At 63.4% G+C, this 19625-nt stretch carries 17 protein-coding genes; 7 read left to right on the plus strand and 10 right to left on the minus strand.

Features of this window, described 5'->3' with window-relative positions; translation table 11 throughout:
* Nucleotides 1–196: 196 nt before the first annotated feature.
* Entirely contained in the window at nt 197–601 is a 405-nt protein-coding gene (locus KP701_RS14020) for a hypothetical protein (protein WP_024717091.1), read from the minus strand.
* A gap of 166 nt (nt 602–767) precedes the next feature.
* On the opposite strand from KP701_RS14020, the gene uvrB reads away from it, so the two are divergent.
* A complete protein-coding gene (gene uvrB / locus KP701_RS14025; protein WP_305798402.1) occupies nt 768–2981 on the plus strand; it encodes an excinuclease ABC subunit UvrB in 2214 nt (737 codons plus the stop codon).
* A 1-nt stretch (nt 2982) separates the two neighbouring features.
* A complete protein-coding gene (greB, locus tag KP701_RS14030) occupies nt 2983–3489 on the plus strand; it encodes a transcription elongation factor GreB (protein ID WP_215747576.1) in 507 nt (168 codons plus the stop codon).
* Nucleotides 3490–3493: 4 nt separating this feature from the next.
* Here greB and KP701_RS14035 read toward each other — a convergent pair whose 3' ends face one another.
* Nucleotides 3494–3958 (minus strand): NUDIX pyrophosphatase, encoded by a 465-nt coding sequence (locus tag KP701_RS14035; protein WP_215747577.1) that lies wholly within the window; start codon nt 3956–3958, stop codon nt 3494–3496.
* 95 nt (nt 3959–4053) lie between these two features.
* Between KP701_RS14035 and gshB the strand changes: the two genes are divergently transcribed.
* Nucleotides 4054–5031, plus strand: coding sequence for a glutathione synthase (gshB, locus tag KP701_RS14040; RefSeq protein ID WP_215747578.1), 978 nt, complete (start codon nt 4054–4056; stop codon nt 5029–5031).
* A 9-nt stretch (nt 5032–5040) separates the two neighbouring features.
* On the opposite strand, the gene KP701_RS14045 is transcribed toward gshB, so the two are convergent.
* A complete protein-coding gene (locus tag KP701_RS14045) occupies nt 5041–5235 on the minus strand; it encodes a hypothetical protein (RefSeq protein WP_062495710.1) in 195 nt (64 codons plus the stop codon).
* A 164-nt stretch (nt 5236–5399) separates the two neighbouring features.
* On the opposite strand from KP701_RS14045, the gene KP701_RS14050 reads away from it, so the two are divergent.
* From KP701_RS14050 to KP701_RS14060, 3 genes are all read left to right on the plus strand, one after another.
* Nucleotides 5400–6080, plus strand: coding sequence for a class I SAM-dependent methyltransferase (locus KP701_RS14050; protein ID WP_011253381.1), 681 nt, complete (start codon nt 5400–5402; stop codon nt 6078–6080).
* Between the two features lie 86 nt (nt 6081–6166).
* A complete protein-coding gene (locus KP701_RS14055; RefSeq protein WP_215747579.1) occupies nt 6167–7333 on the plus strand; it encodes a cbb3-type cytochrome c oxidase subunit I in 1167 nt (388 codons plus the stop codon).
* Nucleotides 7330–8280: a heme o synthase gene (locus KP701_RS14060; protein WP_215747580.1), complete on the plus strand. Its 951-nt coding sequence runs from the start codon at nt 7330–7332 to the stop codon at nt 8278–8280. The genes KP701_RS14055 and KP701_RS14060 overlap by 4 nt, the downstream gene beginning before the upstream one ends.
* A 186-nt stretch (nt 8281–8466) precedes the next feature.
* Here KP701_RS14060 and KP701_RS14065 read toward each other — a convergent pair whose 3' ends face one another.
* The 6 genes from KP701_RS14065 to KP701_RS14090 form a co-directional block, all read right to left on the minus strand.
* Nucleotides 8467–9417: a Tim44 domain-containing protein gene (locus KP701_RS14065; RefSeq protein ID WP_215747581.1), complete on the minus strand. Its 951-nt coding sequence runs from the start codon at nt 9415–9417 to the stop codon at nt 8467–8469.
* Nucleotides 9417–10748: a TldD/PmbA family protein gene (locus KP701_RS14070; RefSeq protein WP_215747582.1), complete on the minus strand. Its 1332-nt coding sequence runs from the start codon at nt 10746–10748 to the stop codon at nt 9417–9419. Before KP701_RS14070 ends, KP701_RS14065 begins: the two co-directional genes overlap by 1 nt.
* Nucleotides 10745–12010: a pitrilysin family protein gene (locus KP701_RS14075; protein WP_215747583.1), complete on the minus strand. Its 1266-nt coding sequence runs from the start codon at nt 12008–12010 to the stop codon at nt 10745–10747. Before KP701_RS14075 ends, KP701_RS14070 begins: the two co-directional genes overlap by 4 nt.
* 59 nt (nt 12011–12069) lie before the next feature.
* Nucleotides 12070–13470, minus strand: a complete 1401-nt coding sequence (gene thrC / locus KP701_RS14080; RefSeq protein ID WP_215747584.1) for a threonine synthase — start codon at nt 13468–13470, stop codon at nt 12070–12072.
* 23 nt (nt 13471–13493) lie between these two features.
* Nucleotides 13494–14477, minus strand: a complete 984-nt coding sequence (locus tag KP701_RS14085) for a hypothetical protein (RefSeq protein ID WP_215747585.1) — start codon at nt 14475–14477, stop codon at nt 13494–13496.
* Nucleotides 14478–14541: 64 nt separating this feature from the next.
* Complete coding sequence (locus KP701_RS14090) at nt 14542–14814, minus strand: hypothetical protein (RefSeq protein ID WP_225198366.1); 273 nt, start codon at nt 14812–14814, stop codon at nt 14542–14544.
* 179 nt (nt 14815–14993) lie between these two features.
* Between KP701_RS14090 and KP701_RS14095 the strand changes: the two genes are divergently transcribed.
* Nucleotides 14994–16673: a lipopolysaccharide assembly protein LapB gene (locus tag KP701_RS14095; protein ID WP_215747586.1), complete on the plus strand. Its 1680-nt coding sequence runs from the start codon at nt 14994–14996 to the stop codon at nt 16671–16673.
* On the opposite strand, the gene KP701_RS14100 is transcribed toward KP701_RS14095, so the two are convergent.
* Complete coding sequence (locus KP701_RS14100; protein ID WP_215747587.1) at nt 16657–19506, minus strand: [protein-PII] uridylyltransferase; 2850 nt, start codon at nt 19504–19506, stop codon at nt 16657–16659. The two genes, KP701_RS14095 and KP701_RS14100, sit on opposite strands and share 17 nt — an antisense overlap.
* Nucleotides 19507–19625: the final 119 nt, after the last annotated feature.

The raw sequence follows: 19625 nt of genomic DNA on the forward strand, positions 1-19625 counted from the left end.
GATCTGATAGGCATCGGACTGAAATCCTTGGATCAGGATTGATCAGAACGATGCATGGCATATCTGCGCTTGTGTTAATCGTAACGTTTATATGAGCGGCTATAACATAACCATCAGCATGATATCACAACATGTGTGTGATATGTTTTGACGCAAATGCCGGCGGGCCCGGACGGATGCCGGGCCGCTGGAGCGATCAGAAGATTTCCTTGATCAGGTCGTTGCCGATGCTGAATCCGGCGCCGGCTTCGACGGAGCGGGCGAAGCCGGAATTGAGGATGTTCGAGACGAAATTGTTGTCCGGTACCGGCTGGACGGGGGCCTGCTGGGTCGGGGCCTGATAAGTGGTCTGGCTGCCGTAATCCTGCTGGGCGTTGGCGAGGGCCGCGTGGAGCTGTTGCAGGAGGTTTGTGACCTGCTGCTGTTCGGCCTGGAAGGCGAGGGCGAGTTCGCGCAGGTCGAGGGACCATTCGCGGGCCTGCATGTCGCCACCCTGGGCGGCGGCCTGCATCTTGGACCCCAGGGCCTGAAGGGCCTGGGCGGACTGCTGGGCCTGTTGCTGGAGCTGGTTGTAGGTCTGCTCGATCGTCTGGACGTCCATGACGGTTCTTCCTTCAAAGATACGGGAGTGTTGATACCCCCGGGGAACGAGTCTCTCCATCCCTTTCAGCAATAAAATGTCATAAAGATACGCAGGTGGAATGCTGTCTTTCTGGAAGAGGACGGGGAAGGCTCTTGCTGTCCGTGCTGCGCTTTCCCATCTTGGCATGATGGCCATAAAAGAATCCTCGTCCGTCCGTAATGCGACCGCAATGCCGATGACCCAGTTCCTGCCGGAGCGGCAGCCTGCGAAGGCAAAGACCCGCAAATTCGTTGTCAAATCGGATTACGAGCCAGCGGGTGATCAGCCTACGGCGATTTCCGAGCTGGTTCAGGGCGTTGAGGGCGGTGAGCGGGATCAGGTCCTGCTGGGCGTTACGGGCTCTGGCAAGACGTTCAGCATGGCGAAGGTGATCGAGGCGACGCAGAAGCCGACGCTCATTCTCGCGCCAAACAAGACGCTGGCGGCGCAGCTTTACGGGGAGATGAAGCAGTTCTTCCCGGAAAATGCGGTCGAATATTTCGTGTCGTACTACGATTACTACCAGCCGGAGGCCTATGTGCCGCGGTCGGACACGTATATCGAGAAGGACAGCCAGATCAACGAGCAGATCGACCGGATGCGTCATGCGGCTACGCAGGCGCTGCTGGAGCGTAATGACGTGATCATCGTGGCGTCGGTGTCGTGCATTTACGGTATCGGCTCGGTCGAGACGTATTCGAAGATGGTGGTGCGGCTTGAGGTTGGCGGATCGATCGACCGGGACCGGCTGATCAAGGCACTGGTGGAGTTGCAGTACCGACGCAATGACGCGGCGTTCGAGCGTGGGACGTTCCGGGTGCGGGGCGAGCAGATTGACATCTTCCCGGTGCAGAACGAGGACCGGGCCTGGCGGGTGTCGCTGTTTGGCGACGAGATCGACCAGATCGTGGAGTTCGATCCGCTGACGGGGAACAAGACGGCGGATCTGGCGGAAATCAGCGTTTATGCGAATTCGCATTACGTGACGCCGCGGCCGACGCTCAATCAGGCGATGATCGGGATCAAGAACGAGCTTCGGCAGCGTCTGGCGCAGTTTACCGAAGAAGGCAAACTGCTTGAGGCGGAGCGCCTGTCGCAGCGGACCACGTTCGATCTGGAAATGATCGAGACGACCGGGGCGTGCAAGGGGATCGAGAACTACTCGCGCTATCTGTCCGGTCGCGGGCCGGGTGATCCGCCACCGACCCTGTTTGAATATCTGCCGGAAGATGCGCTGCTGATCGTTGATGAAAGCCATGTCACGGTGCCGCAGATCGGCGGGATGGAGCGGGGGGACAGGGCGCGGAAAAGCGTGCTGTCGGATTACGGGTTCCGTCTGCCGTCCTGCATCGACAACCGTCCGCTGGCGTTCGGGGAATGGAATGCATTTCGGCCGCAGTCGATTTTCGTTTCCGCGACGCCGGGCCCCTGGGAAATGGAGCAGACAGGCGGTGTGTTTGCCGAGCAGATCATTCGTCCGACGGGACTGATTGATCCGGTGACGGATGTGCGGCCGGTCGAAGGGCAGGTCGATGATCTGCTGCATGAATGCCGCGACGCGATCAGCAAGGGCGGCCGTGTTCTGGTCACGACGCTGACCAAGCGGATGGCCGAGGATCTGACGGATTATCTCGGGGAGGCGGGCGTCAAGGTCCGGTATTTGCACTCGGATGTGGATACGCTGGAGCGGATCGAGATCATTCGTGATCTGCGGCTTGGGGCGTTTGACGTGCTGGTGGGGATCAACCTGCTGCGTGAGGGGCTGGATATTCCGGAATGTTCGGTCGTGGCCATTCTGGACGCCGACAAGGAAGGGTTCCTGCGCTCCAGAACGTCGCTGATCCAGACGATCGGGCGTGCGGCGCGTAACGTCGATGGGCGTGTGCTGCTTTATGCGGACAAGATGACGGACAGTCTGAAATACGCGATCGAGGAGACGGCGCGGCGTCGGGCCAAGCAAACGGAATGGAACGAGGCGCACGGAATTACGCCGATGACAGTGCGTTCGAAGATCGGCGATGCGCTGTCCTCGGTGTTCGAGCAGGATTATGTGACGGTAGCACCAGACGGCTCTGGCGATACGGAGCAGTTTGTTGGCAAATCGCTGCCCGCGACGATTCAGGATCTGGAAAAACGGATGCGCGAGGCTGCGGCCAATCTGGACTTCGAGCAGGCGGCGCGGCTGCGCGACGAGGTCAAGCGTCTGGAAGCGATCGATATGGGGCTGGAGCCGCCGCCGATTGCCAACTCGACTGCTGGAAGACCCGGTGCGCGAAAGGCTCCAAAGACGCCTGTGCCGCTGGGGCCGGGTGGAGGCGGGTATGATCCGGCGAAGAAGAAGCGTGGCCGGGGGCGCTGAGATGGCTGAAAAGACGCCGCTGTCGCATTACCTGTCGCCGAAAGGGGCTGCCGTGATGCGGGCCGAGCTGAAGGAACTGGCCCAGAAGGAACGGCCGCGCATTGTGGAGATCGTGTCCTGGGCGGCGGGGAATGGCGATCGTTCGGAGAATGCGGATTATCAGTATGGCAAGCGCAGGCTGCGGGAGATCGACCGGCGGATGCGGTTTCTGGGCAAGCGGCTGGAAAATGCAGTGATCGTCGATCCCGCCGGGCAGACGACGCGGGACCGCGTGTTTTTTGGCGCGACCGTGACGTATGTGGACGAGGATGACGTCGAGCATACGGTGACGATCCTTGGTGTGGACGAGTCCGATCTGACGCGCGGCGAGGTCAGTCTGGTTTCGCCTGTGGCGCGGGCACTGATGCGGACGCGGGTTGGCGATGTTGCGATGTTGCAGACGCCGCGCGGGCCGGTTGAGATCGAAATTTTGAAGATTGTCTATCCTGTGGCGGTGGCTACGGTCTGAGCCTTTACGGCAGGAGGGTGCCGTCGCGCAGGCGTTCGGCTGTTTCCCACAGAGCTGTGCGGTTGGAGTCCCAGGTCAAGTGCTGTCGCGCCTCTTCGTAAGAGAACCATGCGCAGGTCGTGTGTTCGGCGGAGAGGCACAGGGTTTGACCTGTCGCATCGGCTGCGAAGCAGTGTTCGGGGATGGCGTAGAGCAGTGGTGACCATGTGGTGCGGGCGGCGAAATGGCTGACCGGGATGGTGGCGCTGGCCTGAAGCGGGAACAGGGGGGTGTCTGCGGAGAGGCCGCTTTCTTCCTGCATTTCGCGTTTTGCGGCTTGAAGGGGTGTTTCGCCGTCTTCACCCCCGCCTGCGATGGCTTGCCAGTCCCCGGAATCGCTGCGTCGGAAGAGTGCGTATTCGGGGCCGCTGCCTGTTTTGCGGAAGGGCAGGACGAGGATCTGAAACGGGGCGCGTCGTGGGGCGGTCATGACTGGGAACTCCGCAGAGGTGGGATTTTGAAAAACCGGGGTGTGCGGTTACAGAGGACTGGACCACTCCTCTTTCTCCTTGCCGGAGTTTTCCGATGTCCCGTTCTCTTCGCGTTGCTGTTCAGATGGATCCTCTGGAGTACGTCAATATCGATGGTGACTCCACTTTTGCGATGATGCTCGAAGCGCAGGTGCGCGGCTATGAACTGTGGGTCTATCCGGTCACGACGCTGAGTCTTGTTGAAGGACAGGGCAAGGGCGGGCGTGTGCAGGCCCGGGCGCGGCCGGTCGAGGTGCGGCGCGAGCGGGGCAATCATGCGACGTTCGGCGAAGAGCAGGTGCTGGATCTGGGGCAGACGGATGTGATTCTGATGCGTCAGGACCCGCCGTTCGACATGGGCTACATCACCGCGACACATATGCTTGAGCATGTGCATGGTGTGGGTGAAGGAAGGTCGCTGGTGGTGAATGATCCGGTCGCCGTGCGCAATGCGCCGGAGAAGCTGTTGGTGACGCATTTCCCGCATCTGATGCCGCCGACGCTTGTGACGTGGGACACGCGCGAAATCCTGGCGTTCCGGGAGAAGTATCAGGACATCATCGTCAAGCCGCTTTACGGCAATGGCGGATCGGGGATTTTCCGGATCAAGCCTAATGATGAGAACCTCGGTGCGCTGCTGGAAATGCATTTCGCGCGTTCGCGTGAGCCCCTCATGATCCAGCGTTACGAGCCGGCCGTGCGGCAGGGCGACAAGCGCATCATCCTGGTGGATGGTGAGGCAATCGGCGCGATCAACCGGGTTCCGGCGACGGGTGAGGCGCGGTCGAACATGCATGTCGGCGGTCGGGCCATGAGTGTGGAACTGACGCCGCGGGATAAGGAAATCTGTGAGTCGATCGGGCCGTATCTGCGTGATCACGGGCTGATTTTCACGGGGATCGACGTGATCGGCAACTGGCTGACGGAAATCAACGTCACGTCGCCGACCGGGCTGCAGGAACTGGACCGTTTTGACGGGATCAACAGCGCCGGGCTGATCTGGGATGCGATCGAGAGGCGTGTTCTGGCCTGAGGGCTGCGGTCAGGATTTATCGTCTTTGGGCGGGGGCGTGTAGCTGAACGGAAGCTGGGCTTCGGGCGCATTGTCCTCGACGGGGACGGGGTGGTCTTTCCCGAAACGGTTGCTGAACCAGGCGATAACCTGCTGACGGAAATACAGGAAATAGATTCCTGTCCAGATGATGAATGTAAGTCCTACGAGGGAATAGATCAGCACTGTTGTCCTCCTCGGGCCTGTCTGACGCACCGCTTTGAAACGTCTTGCGCACTGCGTGTCTTGCCAGATGCATATCCGGGAGGGCAAGAAGGTGCCAATTGAACATGTTCCGGACAGCTCTTGCCCCTTGAGGGCCGAGCGGACAAAGAAGGTCGCATATCATCATGTCCTCAACCCTTTCCCCGCGTTCGGCACTGGACGCGGAAGCCGTCAAGACGGCTTATCGCCGATGGGCCCGCGTTTATGATACTGTTTTTGGCGGTATTTCGGGGTACGGACGTAAGAGAGCAGTGGCTGCGGTCAATGCTCTGCCAGGCGAGAGGGTTCTGGAAGTCGGCGTTGGAACGGGGCTGGCCCTGCCGTCCTATTCCCGCGACAAGCGGATCACGGGAATCGATCTTTCCGAAGACATGCTGGAGCGCGCACGTATCCGCGTCCTGCAGGATCATCTGACGAATGTGGATGATTTGCTGGAAATGGATGCGGAAGCCACGACGTTCGAGGATGACAGCTTCGATATTGCCGTTGCAATGTTCGTCGCCTCCGTCGTGCCGCATCCGGACCGGCTGCTGGCCGAACTCAAGCGCGTCGTGAAGCCGGGCGGGCATATCCTGTTCGTCAACCACTTCCTGGCGACGGGTGGTCTGCGTCTTTCGGTCGAGCGAGGCATGGCCCGCGCGTCGCGTTCGCTGGGCTGGCATCCGGATTTTGCGATTGAATCGCTGCTGCCGCCGGAGGACCTGCGCCGCGCCACGCTGACGCCGGTTCCGCCCGCAGGGCTGTTTACACTCGTGACATTGCCGCAATGCGAGAGTAAAAGCGACGCAGCAGCCCTGGTCGCCTGATCGGCGTTTGGTTCCGCACTTGTGTCGGCGCCGAGTATTCCGACGCTCGCTGCGGTATTCCTAGTTCAGGGACCGACTACGCGATCATGACTTATCAGGCCGTCGATACTGCCCCAGCCCGTTCCAGCCGCCGAGTCGGAACGTCTTTTATTCTGCTGGCACTGTTTGCCGGTCTGCTGGGCGGGTCGCTGGCCCTGCCAATTCTTCAGACACATCCCACGAGCGGTCAGGCGTTCTGTCACGGTATTCTCATGACGTTCTTCGTCATGTGTCCGGCAGCACTCGGTGGTTTTGGCCAGTGGCTTCTGCCGTCCGCGCTGGGAACGGACCGGACGGTCCTTCGGGGCCTGACGATGGCGGGGTTCGGGTTCCTGTCGGCTGGTGTGGTGCTGCTTCCCCTTCTGCCGTTCGTGGCCCTGCTGCTGTGGTCGGTCGGGATTCTGGCGGTGGCGACCGATGTGATCACGACCTGTCTTGAGGGACGGACCTGCCGTTTCCGTGACATGTCGCCGCTGGCCTGGTCGCTGCTCGCGACCGCTTGCAGTGTTGTCCTCGTGGCGCCGGTTCTGGCGGCTGTCGTCACACGTGGCATGCTGGACGGCATTACGACGGACGCGCTGATCGAGACGCTGCATCTGCCGGAAATGGCGCTTATGCTGACGCCGGCGCTGGGGTTGGTGGCGTCTGCGCTGCTGGCGCGTTCCGCCAGTGCGGGTATGCCCTGGACCGTTGCCCCCTATGTATTCGGGGTGATGGGCATTGGTGGTCCGCTTCTATGGATGGATGGGCTATATGGCGCGCTGCCGTCAGGCATGACGTCCGGCCTTGTTCTTGTGACGCAGATCGTGCCTTCGGTTGTACTGATCGGGGCGCTGTGCCGGGATGTCTGGCAGCAGAAGCGGGAGTTCGACGGGGCCGCACTTTGGGCTATTGGCAGTATCCTGCTGTTTACGGCGGGATGGCTGTCTGACTGGCTTCCGGGACATTCGGGCGATCATACGGCCGTGGCGTTCGGCGGGATCATGGCACTTTGCGGCGGGTTTTACGCTTGGGTCGAGATGCTTCTCCCTCGGCGGATCCCCGCGATGATGAGCCGGCTGCATGCCGGGCTGATGCTGGTCGGGGCATTCTGTTCGATCGTGCCGGGTGTCATGATTTATGGTGAGGTTTTTATGGGGATCAGTCTGCTGGCCTTTGGTCTGGTCGGGCTGTTCCTGTTGAGGGAGACCGGGCGTGCCCGGGTCTCGGCATGAGCGATACGGCGACACCTTTAGCCCCTTCGGGGGTTTTTTCCGTTCCGGGGAAGGATGGTGATCCGTCCCTGCGTGAATGGCTGGCGCTGCTCAAGCCGCGCGTGATTTCGCTGGTGGTGTTTACGGGCGCTGCGGGCATGGCTGTGGCGCCGCGCTGGCCGTCCATTCCCATCGGGCTGATTACCATTCTGTGCATCTGCATCGGGGCCGGGGCCGCGGGTGCGATCAACATGTGGTATGACCGCGATATTGACGCGATCATGAAGCGGACGGTCGTGCGGCCCATCCCTGACGGGCGGATGCCGGAGCAGGCGGCGCTGGTTTATGGCGTTGTGCTGTCGGTTCTGTCGGTGGTGGTGCTGTGGCTGGCGACGAATGCCCTGGCGGCCGGGATCCTTGCGTTCTCGATTTTCTTTTACAGCGTCATTTACACGATGTGGCTCAAGCGGAGCACGCCGCAGAACATCGTGATTGGTGGGGCTGCGGGGGCGTTTCCGCCGATGATCGGCTGGGCTGCGACCATGAACTCCATGGCTGTGCTGCCGGTGGCGATGTTTGCGATCGTGTTCCTGTGGACACCGCCGCATTTCTGGTCGCTGTCGCTTTATGCGTGCAAGGATTACGGCAAGGCGGGCATTCCGATGCTGCCGGTCGTGAAGGGCGCGCGGCATACGCGGTGGCAGATCCTGATTTACACGTTCATTCTCACGGCCGTTTCGCTGGTGCCGAGTTTCGTGCATGAAGTCGGGCTGACCTATACGGTTGTGACCAGTCTGCTGGATCTGGGTTTCATTCTCTGTGCGTTCCGGGTGCTGATGGACAGGCAGGATCCGGAAGGGGTGAGCCTGACGAAGGACAAGCCGGCGCGGTTCGCGTTCCGGTATTCGCTGGCCTATCTGTTCCTGCTGTTCTGCGGGCTGCTGGTTGACCGGGTTCTGATTGGATGAGCATGACGACGGATATTGATCTTGCCCGCAAGCGGCGTCTGAGCCGGATTACGGGGATTGTGGGCGGCATAGTGCTGCTGGCCGTCATCTTTTACGTGATTACGCTGACGCGACTGTAAAAGCCGTATTGCAGGTAATAAAAAAGGCCCGGGAATGTCCCGGGCCTTTTTCTGTTTATGGGGCTTTTCAGCCGGCCTGCTGGATGGCGGAGAGGATCCAGTTGCCGCGGCCATCGGCGCGGACGAAGGTCCAGAGTTCGGTCACGGTGACGGGCTCGGTGGAGCTGCCGTCGATGACGTTGCCCATGGAGTCCGTGGTGACGTCCGTCATGGAATAACGCATGGCGACCGTAGCGTAGGTCAGGTTGCCTTCGCGCCATGCTTCGGAGAGGTCTCCGCGCTGGAACTGGACGTTGGAGACGATGTTCCGTGCGCCGCGGCTCGCCAGATCGGAAAGCTGGGCGTTGAAATAGCCTGTCATTTCCGGAGTGGCCATGCTGGCGAGGGCGCGCATGTTCTGTGCGCTCCAGGCCGCCTGGATGTCGAGCAGGAGCCGCTGAAAGCTCATGTAGTCGTCATTGGTCAGCGTCACCGGTGTGCTGCCGCCTGCATTGCCGAAGGGTGGGGCGCCTGTGGAAGAGGGCATGCCCATCGGGCTGCGCTGGCCACGGTTACCGAACATGCGCAGGACGAAGGCGATCAGGCCGCCGATGATAAGGACCTGTAGCAGGAAGCCGAAGAACGACGTGCCGCCGGTCATGCCGCCCATGAAGCCGTGACCACTCAGCAGACCGAACAGGCCTGCGCCCAGGAAGCCGCCAGCAAAGCCGCTCAGGAACGGATGGCGGACCGGGTAGGAGGGTCTGTAGGCCGGGGCGCCGTAGCCGGGCATCGGACGCGGGCTGGCATAGCCCGGCGAACCGTAACCGGGCGGCGGCGTGCGCGGTGTGGCGGACTGATCCATCGGGCGGGCCCAGCCGGGCGTGATGGAGGTGCGCGGGGGGGCGCTCCAGGTGTGGGAGCCGCGGCTTCCGATGGAGCTGCCGCCGCCCGGGCGTGCATCCGCTGTTCCCAAAGCGCCTAGGCTGACAGCGCAGAGGAGGGCGAGGGCGGTCGAAGAAAGTCGGAATTTACGCATCAAAGTCCTGCAATGTTCATGCCGTCGATCCGGATACTCGGCGCATTAACGCTCTGCCGGAACATTAGGTCACTGCCCGGAATCATGCGGGCAAACATGTCTTTCAGGTTCCCCGCGACCGTGAGTTCGGCGACGGGTTCGGCAATTTCGCCGTTGCGGATCATGAAACCCGAAGCGCCACGGCTGTAATCACCGGTCAGCATGTTGACCGACGAGCCCATGAGTTCGGTGATCAGGATCCCTTCACTGATATCGGAACGCAGGGCCTCGGAAGAAAGGGTTCCGGGTGCGAGATGAAGATTTGTCACACTCGGGGAGGGCGGTGAAGCGACGCCACGGCTCGCGCGGCCATTGGTGGGCATGTTGAGCTGGCGGCCGCTTCGGGAGTCGAGGAGCCAGGTCTGGAGGATGCCGTCCGCGATCAGGTCCAGCGGCAGGGCGGCACAGCCTTCGGCGTCGAAGGGGCGGGAGGCGGCACCCCGGATGCGGCGCGGATCGTCATGGACGGTCAGGCCGGCGGAGAGAATCTGCTTGCCGAGGCTGTCCTTGAGGAAGGATGTGCCGCGGGCGATGGCGGCACCGTTGATGGCGCCGACCAGATGGCCGAGCAGGGTGCTGGAGACGCGCGGATCGTAGATGACGCTGTAGGTGCCGGTGCGGGGGCGGCCGGGATTGATGCGGGCCAGGACGCGCTCGGCGGCTTCACGGCCGATGACGGCCGGGCTTTCGAGGTCTTCGAGATGCACCGCGCTGCGATAGGCGTAGTCGCGCTGCATCGTGGCGCCTTCGCCGGCGAGGACGCTGGCGCTGGTGGAATGTCCGGTGCGGCTGTAGGCGCCGAAGAAGCCTGCGGAGGTGCCGAGTGCGACCGAGGTGCGGCCGTGACCGGCGGAGGCTCCGTTGGTGTTGGTGATGCCTTCAAAGGAGAGGGCGGTGTCCTCGGCTTCGCGGGCGCGGGCGAGGAGGTCGTCCATGCTCGGTGCGGAGCTGCATTCGAGGTCCAGTCCGGCAGCGTCGAAACGGCCTTTCAGGGCGGCTTCGGCAAGGCCGGCATACTGGTCTTCGGGGACCACGAGGGCCATGGCGCAGGCCTGTTCGGCCAGACGGTCGAACTCGGCCTCGTTCAGAACGCTCGTCGAAACCGTTGCGGCCCGCTTGCCGCGAAAGACGCGCAGGCCGAGGGCGACGCTTTCGGAGCGCTCGATGCCTTCGGGGACGCCCTTGCGGACGAGTGCGGACTCGGACTCGTCGCGGACGAGGATGGCGTCCGCATGGTCGGCACCATGGCGGCGGGCTGCGGCGAGGAGGGCTTCGACGGGCGTTGTGGTCATGCGGCGAGCCTTGCTGTGATGTCCTCGAGCGAGGGCATGTTGTCGATGGGGCCGATGGCCGTGAAGGTCGGCGTGCCGGAGAAAATCGTGCGGGCGACGCGCAGGATGTCGTCTTCCGTCACGGCGTCGATCCTGCCGACGGTCTCGGCCGTGGGGACGGGGCGGTTATGGACCTGGATCTGGCGGGCGAGCTGCTCGCAGCGGCTGCCGGTGCTTTCCAGCGACATCAGGAGCGAGGATTTGAGCTGGGCGCGGGCGCGTGAGAGCTCTTCCGCGCTCAGGCCGTCCTGAAGGCGCTTGAGTTCGTCGATCATGACGGGGACGAGCTCGGCGGTCTGTTCCTCGCCCGTGCCGGCATAGAGGCCGAACAGGCCGCTGTCGCTGAAGGGGGAGGCGAAGGAATAGACGCTGTAGACCAGGCCGCGGCGCTCGCGGATTTCCTGGAACAGGCGCGAAGACATGCCGCCGCCGAGCAGGGTCGAGAGGATCATGACCGCATAGTGGTCGGGGTGCATGTAGCTGACCGAGGGGAAGCCCATGACGAGATGGGCCTGATCCAGTTCGCGGGTCGTGCGGAGTTCTCCACCCTCATAGGACGCGGCGCGGGGGCGGGGCGTCTGATGGGTGGGGAGATCGCGGAAGTGTTCTTTCACCAGATCGACGACCTGCTGGTGATGCAGGTTTCCGGCGGCGGCGATGGTGATGTTGTGGGTCGTGTAGTGCTCGCGCATGTAGGACATGAGCGTGTCGCGCGTCATGGTTGAGACGCGTTCTTCCGAACCCAGTGTGGGGCGGCCCATGGGCTGCTCGGGGAAGGCGCGTTCCTGGAACTGGTCGAAGATGATGTCGTCCGGGGTATCGTTGGCCTGTCCGATTTCCTGAAGGATCACACCACGTTCGCGCTCGATTTCGGCGTCCAGAAACGTGCTGTGGGTCAGGATGTCGCCGATGATATCCACGCCGAGGGCGAGGTCGTTCTTCAGCAGCTTGACATAATAGGCTGTGGTTTCGCGGGCGGTGTAGGCATTGATGTAGCCGCCGACATTCTCGATTTCCTCGGCGATGCGGGAGGCGGAGCGGCGCTCGGTGCCCTTGAAGGCCATGTGTTCGAGGAAGTGGGAGACGCCGTTGTTATCAGCGGTCTCGTCGCGTGTGCCGATGGAGACATAGGCTCCGAAAGACACGGTTTCAACGCGGTCCATCCGTTCGGTGATGATGGTCAGGCCGTTATCGAGTCTGGTGACTTCAATCGTATCGGGCATGAGGTTCCGTATTGTCGAAGGAAGGCAGGCTCCCCGGCTGGGGAGCCTGTGTTGGACGATCAGCCGCGCCGGATATGGGCGCGGACGGCGTCCTGAAGGCCGGCAATCTGGCTGTCCATGCATTCGTAGCGCTCGGTGCGCTCGAACAGGTCGGACAGGTGCGGCGGGAGTTTGGGGTGGATGCCGGTGGCGGCGATGACGGCGTCCGGGAACTTGGCCGGATGGGCCGTGGCGGCCGCGACCATGGGGATGCCGGGTTCCTGGAAACGCTTGCCGACGGCGAGGCCGATCGCGCTGTGCGGGTCCGCGAGATAGAGGCTCTCATTGTAGAACAGGCGCATGGCTTCGCTGGTCTGTTCGTCGGTGAGGGTCATGCCCTCGAAGACCTCTTTCATGCGGGTCCAGGCGTCATGCGGGACGGCCATGCGGCCGGTCTCGCGGAACTCGCGCATGATGGCGGCGCAGCGGGTGGAATTGCGGTCCAGCAGTTCGAACAGCAGACGCTCGAAGTTGGACGAGACCTGAATGTCCATCGACGGCGACAGGCTGGGCTCGACCGTCCGCACGCTCATGTCGTTGTCGATGACGAAACGGGTGAGGATGTCGTTGCGGTTGGAGCCGATGCAGAGCTTTTTGATGGGCAGCCCCATCTGCTTTGCGGCCCAGGCGGCGAGGACGTTACCGAAATTGCCAGTCGGGACCGAGAAGGAGACTTCGCGGTCCGGCGCGCCGAGAGCGAGGGCGGCACGGACGTAATACGGGATCTGGGCGGCGATGCGGGCCCAGTTGATCGAATTGACGGCCGAGAGCGAGACCTCGTCACGGAAAGCGTGGTCGGCGAACATCGCCTTGACCAGATCCTGACAGGTGTCGAAATCGCCTTCGACGGCGATGTTGAGGATGTTGTCGTCCTGAACGGTCGTCATCTGGCGGCGCTGGACGTCGGACGTGCGGCCCTTGGGGTGCAGGATGACGACGGAGAGGCGTTCGCGGCCACGGCAGGCCTCGATAGCAGCCGAGCCGGTATCGCCAGAGGTTGCGCCGACGATCGTGACATGGCGGTTGCGCTGGGTCAGGACGTGGTCGAACAGGCGGCCGAGCATCTGCATCGCCATGTCCTTGAAGGCGAGCGTCGGGCCGTGGAACAGTTCGAGGGAATAGAGGTCCTGTTCGACCTCGACCAGCGGGACGACGGCGGCGTGATCGAAATCCGCATAGGCGTCCCGCGTCATGTCGCGCAGGGTGTCGACGTCGATCGCACCTTCGGTGAAGAGGGCGATGACTTCGGCGGCGAGGTCCGGATAGGAGAGCGTACGCCACTCGCGCAGGGTCTGCGGGCTGATCCTGGGCCAGCTCTCCGGCATGTAGAGACCGCCATCTCCCGCAAGGCCTGCGAGAAGGATGTCAGAGAAGTTCGGGGCGTCGGCGGTCAGCTCGCCGCGGGTCGATCGGTAGCGCATGGGGGAATTTATATCACGTCCTGTCAGGGCAAGGCGATGCGAAGAATGTGGGTTGTGCCATCTTCCGTGGCCAGAACGGCCATCTGATGGCTGTCGGAGACGGCGGGGGCGCCTGCATCGAAGAGGCGCTGGTCACGGAGGATCCGCAGCGGGATACGGTCGCTGCCGAATTTCAGGATGCTGCCGACGGTGATGTCGGACAGGTAGAAGGTGCCATCCGGATTCAGGGTCGCGCCCCCGAGGCTGGGGGTTGTCCGCCACTCGGTGATGCCGTCGAGCTGTTCGACGGCGGTGAAGGTCGTATCGGTCAGCAGGGCGGTTTCAATACGGGACATGGGTCCGCAGGCGGGCTGGTAGAAGAGCCACTGGCCTTTCGCATCCAGCATGAGGAAGCGCACATTACCACCGGCCATGGGATGTCCGTCGGGACCCATGCGCGGCTGGTTGTTGCGCAGGAGCGGGTGGCGGCCGGTGAGGGACATGTCGTAGGGCAGGAAGCGCGTGGCCTTGCCGGTCTGGACGTTTGCCACGACGAGGGCGGGTTTGCCTTCATCGGCGAGATAGGCGTGTGTATCGTGGACCTGAAGGGCGATCAGGTTGCTGCCCTGCACCGTGGCGCCGCTCAGGGGAATGCGGGACTGGACCGATCCGTCCTGCGACATTCGGATGAGGGCAGGCTGTGCCCCGGCTGCCAGGCCCCACAGCTCAGTGCCGGACCGGGTCAGGGCGACCAGGCGATCCGTGGGCTGATTGGGACCGGGAAGAGGAGAGAGCGTATTGGTGGCGTCGATCCGGACGGGATGCCCGTTGGTGTCGAGGGCCAGATAGGTCCCGTTTTCGGCGGCGAGCAGCGTTGTGGGCTGTAGGCCCGGGAGCGTTGCGTCTGCTGTGATGGACGCCTGAACGGGAGCGTCCTGCCAGGGATGATCCGCTCTGGCGGGGGTGGCCATGACGGCCAGTGCCGCAAGGCCGGTCGCGGCGACGACGTGCAGGAGACGGGTTTTCATGCCTCTGACATTGCCCCGCCAGCCGTGTTTGGCAAGTCAGAAGTGGTCTGAACGTGCCATCAGGTCAGGACTGGGGTTCTTTTTTGGTATTGTCTTTTGCACCGTCAGGATGGGTTTCGGCGGCTTTGGCCAGACGCTCGACCATGCGGGGCGAGGGTTTGGGATTGGAAAGCCAGGGCGAGAGTTCGTGCTCGACGGGGAACAGGACGGCGGCATGCATCAGGAGTGCGGCTTCGATGGTCAGGCACTCGATCGACCATCGGTTGTCAGGCATGCGGGAGATGTAATGGCCCGAAGCAGTCCGGCGCACCTCGATGGGAAATGTCCGGGTGGTCATTCCCTGTCGGACCGTCGCGTACACCAGACCCGGGACCGGGCCTGTTCTCTGTTCAAGATGCATCGTCTGAAAACCTCTGACACGGTACTTGGATTTACGGTTTTGACCAAATAACTGTGAAAACTTCGTTAACGCCTGTCTATCTGGATTTTGTGGCATTTTCGGAGCACGAAGAGTTGATGATGCCTCTGTTTTCTGCCGATCCGACCGAAGCCGCCTTTGCCCGTTTCCGTGCAGGAGATTTCGCCGGAGCGGAGCAGGATTTTCGTAACATCCTGGCCAGGGAGCCGGGACAGCCCGATGCCCTGCATGGCATGGCCTGTCTGGCGCGCGCGCGCGGACAGGATGCTACGGCTATCGCACTGGTGGGGCGGGCGTTGCAGAATAACGGCATTTCTCCTGATCGGAAGGCCCGGATGCATATCACGCTGGGGCTTGCGCTTATAGCTCAGGGGCATGCCGAAGCAGGGCGCGCGGCACTGAATGTAGCGGTGATTCTGCAGCCTTCCGACCCCCGTGCGCATGCGGCTCTGGGCGAGGCTTTTGAAAGGCTGGGACGTCGGGGCGAGGCCCGTGCGGCCCTGGAAAAAGCGGTTGCTCTTTCAGCGGATGACAGTTTCGTGAGAACGCGTCTCGGAGCGCTTTTTCTGGATGACGGGCTGGCGGAGCAGGCTGTCGGTCAGTTCCGGAGAGTCGTGAATCGCAGACCGCAGGATGGGAGCGCGCTCGCCAATCTGGGGGCAGCGTTATTTGCCTGCAATGCGTTCGACGAAGCGGCGACAGTTCTGTCGCAGGCCTGTGAATGGGGAGCGCGAACTGCGGAGACGCTCAACAGTCTGGGGCTGGTGGAGATGGCGCTGGGCGATCTTCGCGCGGCTTGTGAGACGTTGCGGGAAGCCTTGCAGCTCCGGCCTTCGGATGGGCGGATCGCCAACAGTCTGGGGACGGTGCTGATGGAAATCGGGCGTCTGGAAGAGGCCGAGGCCCTTTTTGGGGCGATCGTGAGGCGCGAGAGCGGAGAGGAGGCGGATCGGGCGCGCTTCAACCGGGCGACCATTCTGCTGGGACAGGGGCGGTTTGCGGAAGGGTGGCGGGATTTCGAGAGCCGTCGGTCGCTGCTGCGTCTGGCTTCGGATGTTCCGCAATGGGATGGCTCGGCGGGAGAAGAGCCTGTGGCCGTTGTGGGTGAGCAGGGGCTGGGCGATGAGGTGCAGTTTCTGCGCTTCCTGATGCAGGCGGCAAAGCGGCGACCGTTGCGGCTGAGGTTCAGGGCTGCTGCGCTGGCGGCTCTGATGCCGGAGTTGGATCAGGGGCGGATTCTGTCAGCGGAAGGGCCGGTTGCGGCGGAGGTCAGTCTGCTGAGTCTGCCGGCGGTGCTTGGGGTGGACGACGTGCCATCAACAGAGCCGTATCTGGCGGTTGCGGAAAAGCCTGAGCCGGGGCGGATCGGGGTCTGCTGGTCGGGGAATCCGTCCTACCGGTTTGATCGGAGGCGGTCGGTTCCGGTCGCATGTCTGGATGTGTTGAGGCAGGTGTACGGCGTGCGGTTTGTGGCACTTCAGCGCGGCGAGGTGCCGGACTGGATGGAGCGGGTTTCACTTGAGACGCCTGTGGATCTGGCGCGGGCAGTGGAGCGATGTGCGCTTGTGATCAGCGTGGATACGCTGGTGGCGCATATGGCGGGTGCGCTGGGGCGGCCGTTATGGCTGCTTAACCGTGAGGGGGGCGACTGGCGGTGGAAGGATGTGGACTGGTACGGGGATGTCCGGCAGTTCCGGCCGCCCTCCGGTGCGGCGGTTGCCGCGGGATGGGAGGCCGTGCTGCGGGAGGTCGCCGAAGCACTCAGCTCGCGGGGGTAGTGACCGGAGAGCTTGTGAGGGAGGCGAGCAGTGTTTCGCGCAGGCGGGCGAGACGGACCGGATCGGTGATCTTCATGCCCAGCAGGTCCCGCACATAGAACACGTCCACGGCGCGCATGCCGTAGGTCGTGATATGGGCCGACGAAATCTGGAGTGACGCGCTGCTGAGGGCAGACGTGACGTCGTGCAGCAGTCCGGGACGGTCGCGGCCGTTGACTTCGATGACGGTGTGACGGTCCGAAGCCGTGTTGTCGATGACGACGCGGGGCGGCACGTGGATCGCGCGCATGCGGCGCGAGGTGCTGTGGTGACTGGCGTCCTCGATGCCCTTGCGGATGTCGAGGCGGCCGGAGAGGGCCTGTTCCACGAGGTGGTTCAGGCGGCCGAGCTGGTGCGTTTCCTCGAAAGAGCAGCCTTCGCCGTCCTGCACCCAGAATGTGTCGAGGGCCATGCCGTCGCTCAGCGTATGGATGCGGGCGTCCACGATGGAGGCACCTGCGACGGCGAGGGCGCCTGCGATCTGGGAGAACAGGCCCGGATGATCGGCGCAGAGGACGGTGAGTTCGGTGACGCCGCGTTCGGGGATGGGGTAGGCTTCGACCGTGACCGGGGAGCGGTAGCGGTCTGAGTCATGGACCATGCGGGCGTGGCGCATCTGGGTGTCGGTATCGAAGCCGAGCCAGTAGCTGGGATAGCCGAGGTCCAGGAAGCGGTCGATGCTGCTTTCGGGCAGGGTACCGGTGAGGCCGTCCCGGGCGAGTTCGCGGGCATGGTTGACGCGGCTGTCGCGCTCGGTGGCGGCCAGTCCCCCTTCCAGTACCTCGGCGACGCGGGAGAAAAGTTCACGAAGGAGGGTGGCTTTCCAGGCGTTCCAGACCTTCGGGCTGACGGCGCGCATGTCGGCGATGGTCAGGAGCAGGAGGAGGCGCAGGCGTTCGGGGGACTGAATGGTGTCGGCCAGGTCGAGGATCGTGCGGGGATCGTCGATGTCGCGGGTGAAGGCGGTCTGGGACAGCAGGAGATGGTGCAGTACCAGCCAGGAGACGGTGTCGGTTTCCTCGGGGTCGAGGCCGAGCTGCGGGCAGATCGTGAGCGCGAGGTCGGCGCCGATTTCGGAATGGTCGCCGCCGCGTCCCTTGCCGATATCGTGCAGCAGGACGGCGACGTAGAGCGCGCGGCGGGAGCGGAGGTCGCTGGCCAGCGCGTAAGCCAGGGGGATCTCGTCCGCCATGCGGCCGGCTTCGATCTGGCCCATCGTGCGGACGGCTTCGACGATGTGCTCGTCGACCGTATAGATATGGTAGCTGTCGAACTGCATCTGTCCGACGACGCGGGACCAGTCCGGCAGGAGGCGACCCAGCAGGCCGGTCTCGTTCAGGATCGGGAGCCAGAAGGGGACGGCTTTGGTTTCGTCCGCGCTGGGCTCACAGAGCAGGTCCAGAAAAATTTTGGCGGTTTCGGGATCGTCGCGCAGGGTGACGGCATGGCGTTCGTTGCGGATGATCTGCTGCATCGCGATGGGATGCAGGGGCAGGTCGTGGCGGCGGCCGCAGTCGAGCAGGCGGAACATTTCGCGGGGCTGGGCCGCGAAAGTCACGGGCTCGATCGGGCAGATGCGGCCGGCGATGGTCTGGAACTCTTCGGGGCCGGGGACGATTTTGGGTGGCTCGCCGGTGGTCTGGTCCTGAAGATGCATCAGCACGACGGGTTGCAGCACACTGGTGAGGCGCATGACGTCGCGGGCGGTGAGGAAATAGTGCCGCATGAAGCGTTCGACGCCGCGCTGGCGACCGTGCGTTGCGTAGCCCATGCGGCCACCGATGACGGGCTGGACGTCGAAGGTCAGGCGTTCTTCGGCGCGGCCGGTGATGTAGTGCAGGTGCAGGCGGACGGTCCACAGGAAGTCCCATGAGCGGCGGGCGCGCAGGGATTCGCGGTCTGTCAGCAGGCCGAAGGAGGCGAAAGAGGGGGGCTGGGGGGCCTCGGCGGGCTGGCCGTTGCGATCCGAGGTAGAGACGGCGCAGCCCAGAGCGGCACGGCCCATCCAGTTGAGGGTTTGCAGGTCGCGCAGACCGCCGCGGCCTTCCTTGATGTTGGGCTCGACCATGTAGGGATTGTCGCCGAAACGGCGGTGACGCTGTTCGCGCTCGCCGATCTTGCCCATGACGAACTCGCAGAGCCGGTCGTTCTGCAGATCGGCGCCGAGTGCGCAGCGCAGGTCGCGGGCAAGGCCGCGCTCGCCGTGCAGGAAGCGCAGGTCGAGAAGGGCGGTGCGGATGGTGAGGTCGCTGTCGGCGTCGCGGACGCACTCGGCAATGGAGCGGGTGGCGTGGCCGACGCGCAGGCCGAGATCCCACAGGGCGTAAAGGATGAACTCGATCCGGGTGGTCATGGCCGGGGTCGGGTCGCCGGGGATCAGGAAGAGGATGTCAATGTCGCTGAAGGGCGCGAGGAGGCCTGCGCCGTAGCCGCCGGTGGCGCAGAGGCAGAGGGACTCGCCGGGGGCTTCGTGTTTCTGTGCGGCGAGTTCGGCCAGCGCGCAGACCATGTCGTCGGCCTGGTGGGCGAGGGCGCGGGCCGCGTCGATTCCCGACATCCGGCGCTTTTCGAACTCATGACGGACAGTGGCGTTACCGCTGCCGAGATGCCGCCGCAGGATCGAGAGGACGTTCTCGCGGGTCGTCTGGCCCTGCGCCGCAGCCGTATCGAGAGCGGTCTGCAGGGAGGAGGCCGGGTCGCACGAGGGGGAGGCGGTTCGGTCAGACAGGGGCTTATCCGTATCGTCAGCGAAGGAAAGAGAGGGAGTTTCGCCCCAGAAAGAGTTTTCTTTCAAGTGCCGTTTCCTGAGGCGAGGCGTTTCAGTTCGTATAGCGCATCCAGCGCGTCCCGGGGAGAGAGATCATCGGGGTTCAGAGCCCGGATCGCGTCTTCCAGCGGGGTGGGGATGGGGGG

The organism is Gluconobacter sp. P1C6_b, assembly GCF_018811945.1.
Lineage (GTDB): Bacteria > Pseudomonadota > Alphaproteobacteria > Acetobacterales > Acetobacteraceae > Gluconobacter.